An 8,860-nucleotide genomic window follows, 5' to 3' on the forward strand; every position below is an offset into this window, starting at 1 on the left:
GTCCTGGCCCAGCAGGAATTGGCGGGCTGAAGTGAAGCGCCGTGACGGCGTGTGGATCCAGGCGCCGCCGGTGCGGGGCGCCTTCACCATCAATGTCGGCGACATGATGATGTGTGGTCCAACGGCCGCTTCCTGTCCAACTATCACCGCGTGCGCAACCGCGACGGCGCCCGCCGCTTCTCGGTCCCCTACTTCGCCAACCCCGACCGCGATGTGGTCGTGGCGCCGCTGCCCGAGCTGCTGGCGGGGGCCGAGCCGAAGTACAAGCCCGTGCGCGTCGCCGACCACCTGGCCCGCTTCTATTCCACGCTGTCCAAGAATCCCCATGACATCTACAACTGAGCGTAGCCTGTCCGTGCCCAAGGAGGCGCGCATCGGCGCCGACATCGGCGGCACCTTCACCGACATCGTGCTGGAGGTGGGCGACCGCCGGCATTCCACCAAGCTGCTGACCACCTACGACGCGCCGGAACGCGCCCTGCTGGACGGCGTGCGGCTGCTGTTGGATGAGGCGGGCGTGGCGCCGGCCGACGTTTCGCTGGTGGTCCACGGCACGACCCTGGCCACCAACGCCCTGATCGAGCGGCGCGGCGTGCCCACCGCCCTGCTGACCACCGAGGGCTTTCGCGACGTCCTGGCGCTGGGCAGCGAAAGCCGGTTCGACCAGTACGACATCGGCATGGAAAAGCCGCAGCCCCTGGTGCCGCGCCGGCTGCGCGTGGGCGTGGTGGAGCGTATGGACGCGCGCGGCCAGGTGCTGGTGCCGCTGGACGAGGACGCGGTGCGCGCCGCCGCCGCCCAGTGGCGGTCGCAAGGCATCCGCAGCGTGGCCGTCGCCTTCCTGCACAGCTACGCCAACGATGGCCATGAGCGGCGCGCGGCGGAAATCCTGGCGGCGGAGATGCCGGGCGTCAGCCTGTCCCTGTCCTCCGAAGTCTCACCTGAGATGCGGGAGTATGAGCGCTTCTCCACCACCACCGCCAACGCCTATGTCCAGCCGCTGGTCGATGCCTATCTGCGCCGCCTGGACGACAAGCTGAAGGCCATGGGCTTCGGCTGCCCGCTGTACCTGATGCTGTCCTCCGGCGGCCTGACCACCGTGGACGCCGCCGCCCGCTATCCCGTGCGGCTGGTGGAAAGCGGCCCCGCCGGCGGCGCCATCTTCGCGGCCTCCGTGGCGGCGGAGCGGGGCGTGGGCCAGGTGGTGGCCCTGGACGTCGGCGGCACCACCGCCAAGATCTGCCTGATCAACGACGGCACGCCCCAGACCTCGCAGGTGTTCGAGGTTGGCCGCGCCCACCGCTTCCGCAAGGGCAGCGGCCTGCCCCTGCGCATCCCGGTGGTGGAGATGGTGGAGATCGGCGCCGGTGGCGGCTCCATCGCCTCCGTCGACAATGCCGGCCGCCTGGCCGTGGGGCCGCACAGCGCCGGGTCGGAGCCTGGGCCGGCCGCCTATGGCCGGGGCGGCACCCGTCCCACCGTGACGGACGCCGACATCACCCTGGGCCGCATCGATCCGTCGCGCTTCGCCGGCGGCAAGGTCACGCTGAACGCCGGCGCCTCCAACGACGCCCTGGCGGCCCTGGGCATCTGGGATGGCAAGGCGGAGACGCTGGCCATCGGCGTCAGCGAGATCGTGGATGAGACCATGGCCAGTGCCGCCCGCGTCCACGCGGTGGAGCAGGGCATGACCCTGGACGATCGCAGCCTGATCGCCTTTGGGGGGGCCGCCCCGCTGCATGCCGCGCGCTTCGCCGAAAAGCTGGGCATCCGCGAGGTCATCATCCCATCGGGCGCCGGTGTCGGCTCGGCCATCGGCTTCCTGCGGGCGCCGGTGTCCTATGAGGTGGCGCGTAGCCTGACCCTGCAGCTGGACCGGCTGGACCTCGACCGGCTGAACAGCCTGCTGGACGGCATGACGTCCGAGGCCCGGACCCTGGTGGAGGCGGGCGCTCCCGGTGCGGCCCAGGTGGAGCGACGCACCTGCCTCGCCCGCTACAAGGGCCAGGGCTATGAGATTCCGTTCGAGATCCCGGCCCGCACTCTGGTGCCGGAGGATGTGGACCTGCTGCGCGCGGCGTTCGAGACGGCCTATCGCACCCAGTATGGCGGCGTGACCCTGGACCTGCCCATCGAGGCGCTGACCTGGCGCGTCACCGTGGGCTCCCCCGCGTGGAAGCCCAAGGAGATCGCCCCCGTCACGGCGACGCGCGACATGGAGGTCACGGAACGGCGGTCGGTGATCGACCCCGACAGCGGTGCCGCGCTGCCCTTCGCCCTGGTGCGGCGCGAGACCATGCGGCCGGGCGACCGGGTCAAGGGCCCGGCGCTGATCACCGAGCGGGAGACCACCACGGTGGTCTCCCCCCGTTTCGATGCCTGGATGGATGGCAACGGCTATCTGGTCCTGACCCGGCGTGAGGAAGGTTAATCGCCATGACGGCAGCGTTGAATGAACTGCGCACCCAGGTGATCTGGACCCGCCTGATCTCCATCGTGGAGGAACAGGCCCAGACCCTGATGCGCACGGCCTTTTCCACCACCGTGCGCGACGCCGGTGACCTGTCCGCCGCCCTGTTCGACCTGGAGGGCCGCCTGATCGCGGAAGCCGTGACCGGCACCCCCGGCCATGTCAACTCCATGGCGGCCGGCGTGCGGCATTTCCTGGCCAAGTTCCCGGTGCCGACGATGGCCGAAGGCGACCACTTCATCACCAACGACCCCTGGTGACGCCGGCCACCTGCATGACGTGACCGTGCTGTCGCCCGCCTTCACCAGGGGTGCATCGTCGGCTGTTTCGGCGTCTGCTGCCATCAGGTGGACATTGCCGCCCTGGGGCAGGGGCCGGACGGCCGCTCCCTTTTCGAGGAAGGCTTGCAGATCCCGCTGATGAAGCTGGCCAGCCGGGGCGTGCTGAACCAGGACCTGCTGGACATCCTGTGCCTGAACGTGCGCACCCCCTTGCAGGTGCGGGGCGACGTGCTGTCCTACATCTCCAGCAACGAGTCGGCGGCCCGGCGGCTCAGCGCCATGCTGGCGGAATTCCGCCTGGACGACCTGGCCGGTGTCGCCGACTACATCGTCGAGCGATCGCTGGCCGCCACCCGGGCGGAGATCGCCAAGCTGCCCCAGGGCAGCTGGACCAGCAGCCTGACCATCGATGGTTACGACCACCCCATCACCCTGCGCGCCCGCCTGACCATCGATGGCGAGCGCATCCTGGTGGATTACGAGGGCACCGACGCCTGCGTGCCGCGCGGCATCAACGTCGTGCTCAATTACTGCCGCGCCTATACCATCTTCGGCCTGCGCTGCGTCATCTCGCCGGAGGTGCCGAACAACTACGGCGCCCTGCTGCCGTTCGAGGTGGTGGCGCCGGAGGGCAGCATCGTCAACGTCCAGCGGCCCTGGCCGGTGGCGGCGCGCCACGTCATCGGCCAGATGCTGCCCGACCTGGTGTTCGGCTGCCTGTCGCAGGCCATACCGGACCGCGTGCCGGCGGAAGGCAGCTCCTGCCTGTGGAGCGTGCAGTTGCGTGGGCGCCAGCCGGCCGACGATGCCCAGGCTGGCGACAGCTTCGACGCCATTTTCTTCAACAGCGGTGGCTCGGGCGCCCGGCCGAAGCAGGACGGACTGTCCGGTACCGCCTTCCCCAGCGGCGTGCGCGCCATGCCGGTGGAAATCACGGAGAACAGCGCCCCCATCGTCATCTGGCGCAAGGAGCTGCTGACGGACAGCGGCGGCATTGGGGAGCGCCGGGGCGGCCTGGGCCAGCGGGTGGAGGTCGCCATGCGCGACGACAGCGCCTTCGAGGTGCTGGCCATGTTCGAGCGGGTGGATCACCCGGCCCAGGGCCGGGATGGCGGCGGTGACGGCTCGCAAGGATCGGTGCGCCTGGCGTCGGGCAAGGCGATGCAGGCCAAGGGCCTTCAGCAAATCCCAGCCGGTGACCGGCTGGTGCTGGACATTCCCGGCGGCGCCGGCCTGGGGGCGGCCACATCGCGCGCCGCGGACCTGGTGGCGCGCGATGTGGAGGAGGGCTTCGTGTCCGCCGAAGCCGCCGCCCGCTTTTACGGAAGCGGCGTCGGCTGACCCTCGAAGGGCACCTGCTCCTCCTCTGGGTAATAATCGCCCAGCGTGGGCAGCGACCGGCAGTCGTTGAGTTCCCGGGCCATCTGCTCGGCGAACTTGGCGGCGGCCAGGGGCAGGGGGCGCCCCTTCAACTGGCCCAGGACCAGCGGCCCATAGGTGCGGTCCAGGTCGCTGATGCGGCGCACGGCGTAGCGCGGATCGTTGCGCCACAGGTCGGCGCCGATGTCGATCTGGAAGGCGATCAGGTTGGACACCGCCACCAGGTCGCCCAGCAGGTCGAAGCTGTTGGATTCCACGCCGATGGACAGCTTGGCCGAACTGGCCGCCAGGCGGTTCTCGATGATCTCGCGCCCGCCGAACGATGATTCCGGCATGGCCGTCTCATACTCCGCGCACTCGCGCAGGCGCAGGATGTCCTTGGTCGCCAGGGGGTGGTCGGCGCTCATGATGGCGACCAGGCCCTGGCCGATCGACATGATCGGGTGCAGTTCGGGATGGCGCAGCGGGCGGAAGATCAGCACCAGGTCGATCTCGAACGCGGTCAGCTGGCGCATGGCCGTCGAATGGTCGGTGACCGTGATCTTGAAGCGCACGTTGGGGTGCTTCTTGCGGAAGGCGGCCACCTGGCGCAGCACGAAGCCGCGCGCCACCGCCTGGCTGCAGGCCAGCCGCACCTCGCCCCGCTGCAGGCCGGACAGTTCCTCGATCTCCGAATAGACGCGCCGCAGGTCCGCCGATTGCGAGCGGATCCAGCGGATCAACACCTCACCGGCCGCCGTCAGGCGGACGCCGGAGGAATGGCGTTCGAAGATGGGGGCGCCCAGGTCGTGTTCCACATCCTGGATGCGCCGCAGCAGGGCGGACGGCGTGACGTTCAGGCGTTCCGCCGCCTGGCGTACCGATCCGATGCGCGCGACCTCATTGATGTAGATCCAAATTCGCTGATTACGCAGAGCCATGACGGGTCCCTGTTCGTTTTTGGGCTACGCCGCACCCCAGCTTTAGCACAACTGCGGCAACGGCATATCTTTAATGTCAACGGGGTGGGGCACTGACCTTCCAACCTTGTGTTCCCCAGATTGACCTAAAATTGATCAAATATCCATAGCCGCTTGAAGCAATATAGAGGAATGAAATGGATCTGTTCCTTAAGGGAAAGAAGATTCTTGTCACGGGAGCTGGCAAGGGCATGGGGCCGGAAATCTGTCTTTCTTTTGCGGAGGAGGGGGCGGATATTGCGATAATTGGCAGGGATATGGCTCCGCTGACTGAATTGGCGGCGAAAATAGAAGGGCAGGGCGTGCGCGCGCTGGTGCTGTCGTGCGATGTGCTGGACGCCGCGCAGTGTGATGCCGCCGTTTCGGCAACGGTGGCGGCGTTCGGCCAGGTGGACGTTCTGGTCAACGTGGCCGGCGGCACCGGCCCGGTGGGCGCCACCGCCTGGGAGACCACGCCGGAGGCCTTCGATGAGATCATCCGCCTCAACATGACCGGCTGCTTCAACACCATGCGCGCCGTTCTGCCGGGCATGATCGCGCGCCGGTATGGCAAGATCGTCAATGTCGGCGGCACCTTCGGCCTGCGCGGCCGCGCCGGGCGCATGGCCTATTCCGCATCCAAGTGGGGCCTGCGCGGCATCACCAAGTCCACGGCGATCGAGGCCGGGCCCCACAACATCAACGTCAACATCGTCGCCCCGGGCATGGTGGACGGCCCGCGCTTCCGCACCAAGGTCATGCCCGCCGTGGCCAAGGCGCGCGGCCTGACGGAGGAGGAGGTGATCGCCGAGCACGCGGCCGAATACGCGCTGCGCCGCATCAGCACGGCCCGGGACGTGGCCGCCGCCTGCCTGTTCCTGTCGTCCGACGTGTCGAAGCAGATCACGGGCGTCGACCTGCCCGTTGACGGGGGCTGGGCCGCGCTCTGAGCGGCAAATCCGATCCACCTTTCATTTCTATGGCCGCGCCGGGGTTGGGCTTGCGGCTTTTGCATCGCGGGAAAGCAACATGAAGGCAGACATCGTCATCAACGGCGCCACGCTGGTCACCGACAGCGCGCAGTTCCAGGCCTCCATCGCCATCAAGGACGGCGCCATCCTGTCCATCGGCGCGGCTGAAAGCATGCCCGAGGCGTCCGAGGTGGTGGACGCCGCCGGGCAGTATATCCTGCCCGGGGCCATCGACGCCCATGTGCATTTTCGCGATCCCGGTTACCCCCACAAGGAAACCTGGGAATACGGGACGGCCCAGCCCCCCCATGGGCGGGTTCCCCCCGGGTTCGAAATGCCCAAAACCAACCCGCCCACGGGAACGGGGAGGCGTGAACCTAAAATTGAGGTCCGTTAAGCAAGCCAAGTTGAATTGGCAATTATGGCTTGCGGGTGAGGAAACCTTAACGAGCTGGAAGTCCTGATGGAAGGCGGCGTCGCGGGTTCAAGTGCTTCATGGGCAACACTTTCGGCAACCTGCCGTCGCCGCCCACCGGGCCATCTGGAAAGGGTTCGAGATCGTCGCCAAGCACGGTTACCGCATCGCCCTGCATGCGGAGAACGCGTCCATCATGGCGCGGCGCTCCAAGAAGCTGAAGGAGGCCGGCCGCTGCGACCCGCTGGCCCACCTGGACGCCCGCCCGCCGGTGGTGGCGACGGAAGCGGTGTCCCGCGCCGCCATCCTGGCGGAATGGACCGGCGCCCGCATCCATATCCTGCACGTCTCCTCGGGCGATGAACTGCGGCCCCTGCGGGAGGCCAAGGCGCGGGGCGTGGACATCACGGCGGAAACCTGCCCGCACTACCTGCTGTTGGATGAGCGCGCATACACCGAGAAGAAGTCGCTGATCCGCGTGAACCCGCCGGTGCGGGAGAAGACGCACCAGGACCAGCTGTGGGCGGCCGTGCAGGATGGCACCATCGACATGATCGCCACCGACCACGCCCCGCATTCGCATGAGGAAAAGCACCGCGACGACATCTGGACGACGGACTGCGGCTTCACCGGGGTGCAGACGCAGATGCCGCTGATGCTGACCCAGGTGGGGGCCGGCCGTCTGTCGCTGAGCGATTATGTGCGCATGACCTCCCTGGCCCCGGCCAAGGCCTTCGGCCTCTACCCGCGCAAGGGCGCCCTGCTGCCGGGATCGGACGCCGACCTGGTGGTCATCGACATGGACCGCGAGACCCAGGTGGATTCAGCCAAGTTGAAGTCCAAGGGCTCCAGCACCCCGTTCCACGGCCACGCGGCCAAGGGCGCGCCGGTGCACACCTTGGTCCGTGGTAGCTTCGTCATGCGGGACGGCGCGCTGGTGGTGGAAGCCAAAGGCCATGGCCGCAACGTCCGTCGCATCCAGCAGATGCCGACGCCCAAGCCGCGCAATGTGGAAACGACCACAGCGGCCATCGTGAAGAAGAAGCGCTGATCGCCTGAACGCACACAGTGGTCTACAGGGGCCCGCTGTCATGGGACAGCGGGCCTTTTCACTTGGGGCAATACGGCGTCGCCCGCCAGGTGCGGGTCGCCCTGGACGATGCCGCGGATGATGTCGATGAAGCGCGCTGTCAGCGGATTGCGCGGCGCCTTGGCGCTGAGGATCAGGCCGACGGGGCGGGCGGAGCGGACGTCGGCCAGGGGGAAGCTGCATAACCGGCCGGCGGCCCGCTCCACGGCGGTCAACTGGGGCGACATCAGGGCCACGCTGTCCGTGGTCATGACCACGGACTTGATGGCCAGGATGGAGTTGGTGGTGATGCCGCCCGTGGGCCAGCGGGTGCCAGCGGTGACGAACAGGGTTTCCAACTGGCGGCGGAAGACGCTGCCGGCGCTGGGCAGCACCCAGGAGGCGGACTGAAGGTCGCGCAGGTTGAAGGCCCCGGCGGCCGCCAGCGGGTTGCCGGGGCGCATGATCAGCTCCGCCCTGTCCATGAACAGGGGCTCCTCCACCAAATCCTCATAGTGGGGGCCGACGCCCAGGGGGCCGACGATCAGATCCAGCTGCCCCTGCCTCAGATGCAAAGACAGCTCATCATCCAGTCCCTCCACCACCGAGACCATGATCCGCGGGGTCTGGCGCGTCAGCACTTCCAGCGCGCGGGGAACCAGGGTGGCGGCGGCCACCGGCGTGACCCCGACTGCCAGCGGCCCCTCGATGCCTTGGCGCTTCAGGGTCAGTTCCTCCGCCGCGCGGGCCAGCAGCGTCTCCAGCGCCTCGGCATAGTGCGCCAGGCTTTCACCGAAGGAATTGAGCCGGGCGCCGGTCCGGTCACGCTCCAGCAGGCGCACGCCCGTTTCCCGCTCCAGCAGCGCGATGTTCTTGGACAGCGCCGGCTGAGAGACGCGGGAGGCGGCGGCGGCGCTGTTGAAGGAGCCATGGCGGGCCACGGCCAGGAATTCCATCAGGCGGCGGGGATCGATCTTCATGAGGGGGGCGCGTCACGGCGGTTGTTCAAACTTCAAGTTATAAGATACGCCAATCTTATTATTAGACAACCATTCAGTCCCCGACTGTAATGCACACATTCAGCCACTGGATGGCTCTCCCGGTTAACCCGTCAGCAAGGGTATCCGGGGGACCATGCGGCGGAACGGCACCACCAATGGGTGCCGTGGGCCTTACCGTCCTGCCCGCATGAACCGGGGGCAGGCGGCCAATAAGAAATCTAGGGAGGATCGAGAGATGCGTGGCCATCACGGGCATGGTAGGGCGCTGTTGGCATCGGTGGCGGCAGGCGCCCTGATGCTGTCGGGAAGCGCGTGGGCGGCGGCCAGGCGCCGGC

Annotated in this window: 7 protein-coding genes and 1 pseudogene; 6 read left to right on the forward strand and 2 right to left on the reverse strand. The window is 68.0% G+C overall.

Going from position 1 to position 8,860, the window contains the following annotated elements:
• Positions 1-111: 111 nt before the first annotated feature.
• From I55_RS00675 to I55_RS00685, 3 genes and pseudogenes are all read left to right on the forward strand, one after another.
• Positions 112-342: a 2OG-Fe(II) oxygenase family protein gene (locus I55_RS00675; RefSeq protein ID WP_044558495.1), complete on the forward strand. Its 231-nt coding sequence runs from the start codon at positions 112-114 to the stop codon at positions 340-342.
• Positions 326-2,431 (forward strand): hydantoinase/oxoprolinase family protein, encoded by a 2,106-nt coding sequence (locus tag I55_RS00680; RefSeq protein WP_044558496.1) that lies wholly within the window; start codon positions 326-328, stop codon positions 2,429-2,431. The genes I55_RS00675 and I55_RS00680 overlap by 17 nt, the downstream gene beginning before the upstream one ends.
• Positions 2,432-2,436: 5 nt before the next feature.
• Positions 2,437-4,092 (forward strand): annotated as a pseudogene (locus I55_RS00685) (hydantoinase B/oxoprolinase family protein).
• Here the strand turns inward: I55_RS00685 and I55_RS00690 are convergent.
• Entirely contained in the window at positions 4,071-5,051 is a 981-nt protein-coding gene (locus I55_RS00690) for a LysR family transcriptional regulator (protein WP_044558498.1), read from the reverse strand. The pseudogene I55_RS00685 and the gene I55_RS00690 overlap by 22 nt on opposite strands.
• A 176-nt stretch (positions 5,052-5,227) precedes the next feature.
• On the opposite strand from I55_RS00690, the gene I55_RS00695 reads away from it, so the two are divergent.
• From I55_RS00695 to I55_RS00700, 3 genes are all read left to right on the forward strand, one after another.
• The gene (locus I55_RS00695) at positions 5,228-6,019 is read left to right on the forward strand and encodes an SDR family NAD(P)-dependent oxidoreductase (RefSeq protein ID WP_044558500.1); all 792 of its coding nucleotides are present in this window, start codon (positions 5,228-5,230) and stop codon (positions 6,017-6,019) included.
• Positions 6,020-6,098: 79 nt separating this feature from the next.
• Positions 6,099-6,437 (forward strand): hypothetical protein, encoded by a 339-nt coding sequence (locus tag I55_RS37560; protein WP_252180965.1) that lies wholly within the window; start codon positions 6,099-6,101, stop codon positions 6,435-6,437.
• Between the two features lie 91 nt (positions 6,438-6,528).
• Positions 6,529-7,506: a dihydroorotase family protein gene (locus tag I55_RS00700; protein ID WP_199902414.1), complete on the forward strand. Its 978-nt coding sequence runs from the start codon at positions 6,529-6,531 to the stop codon at positions 7,504-7,506.
• Between the two features lie 38 nt (positions 7,507-7,544).
• On the opposite strand, the gene I55_RS32560 is transcribed toward I55_RS00700, so the two are convergent.
• Complete coding sequence (locus tag I55_RS32560; RefSeq protein WP_049973709.1) at positions 7,545-8,504, reverse strand: LysR family transcriptional regulator; 960 nt, start codon at positions 8,502-8,504, stop codon at positions 7,545-7,547.
• Positions 8,505-8,860 lie beyond the last annotated feature (356 nt).

This window comes from Azospirillum sp. B4 (assembly GCF_000333275.1).
Lineage (GTDB): Bacteria > Pseudomonadota > Alphaproteobacteria > Azospirillales > Azospirillaceae > Nitrospirillum.

Coding starts and splice junctions, on each gene's coding strand:
- I55_RS00680 (WP_044558496.1), top strand. CDS start 326: ATGACATCTACAACTGAGCGTAGCCTGTCCGTGCCCAAGGAGGCGCGC.
- I55_RS00690 (WP_044558498.1), bottom strand. CDS start 5,051: ATGGCTCTGCGTAATCAGCGAATTTGGATCTACATCAATGAGGTCGCG.
- I55_RS00695 (WP_044558500.1), top strand. CDS start 5,228: ATGGATCTGTTCCTTAAGGGAAAGAAGATTCTTGTCACGGGAGCTGGC.
- I55_RS37560 (WP_252180965.1), top strand. CDS start 6,099: ATGAAGGCAGACATCGTCATCAACGGCGCCACGCTGGTCACCGACAGC.
- I55_RS32560 (WP_049973709.1), bottom strand. CDS start 8,504: ATGAAGATCGATCCCCGCCGCCTGATGGAATTCCTGGCCGTGGCCCGC.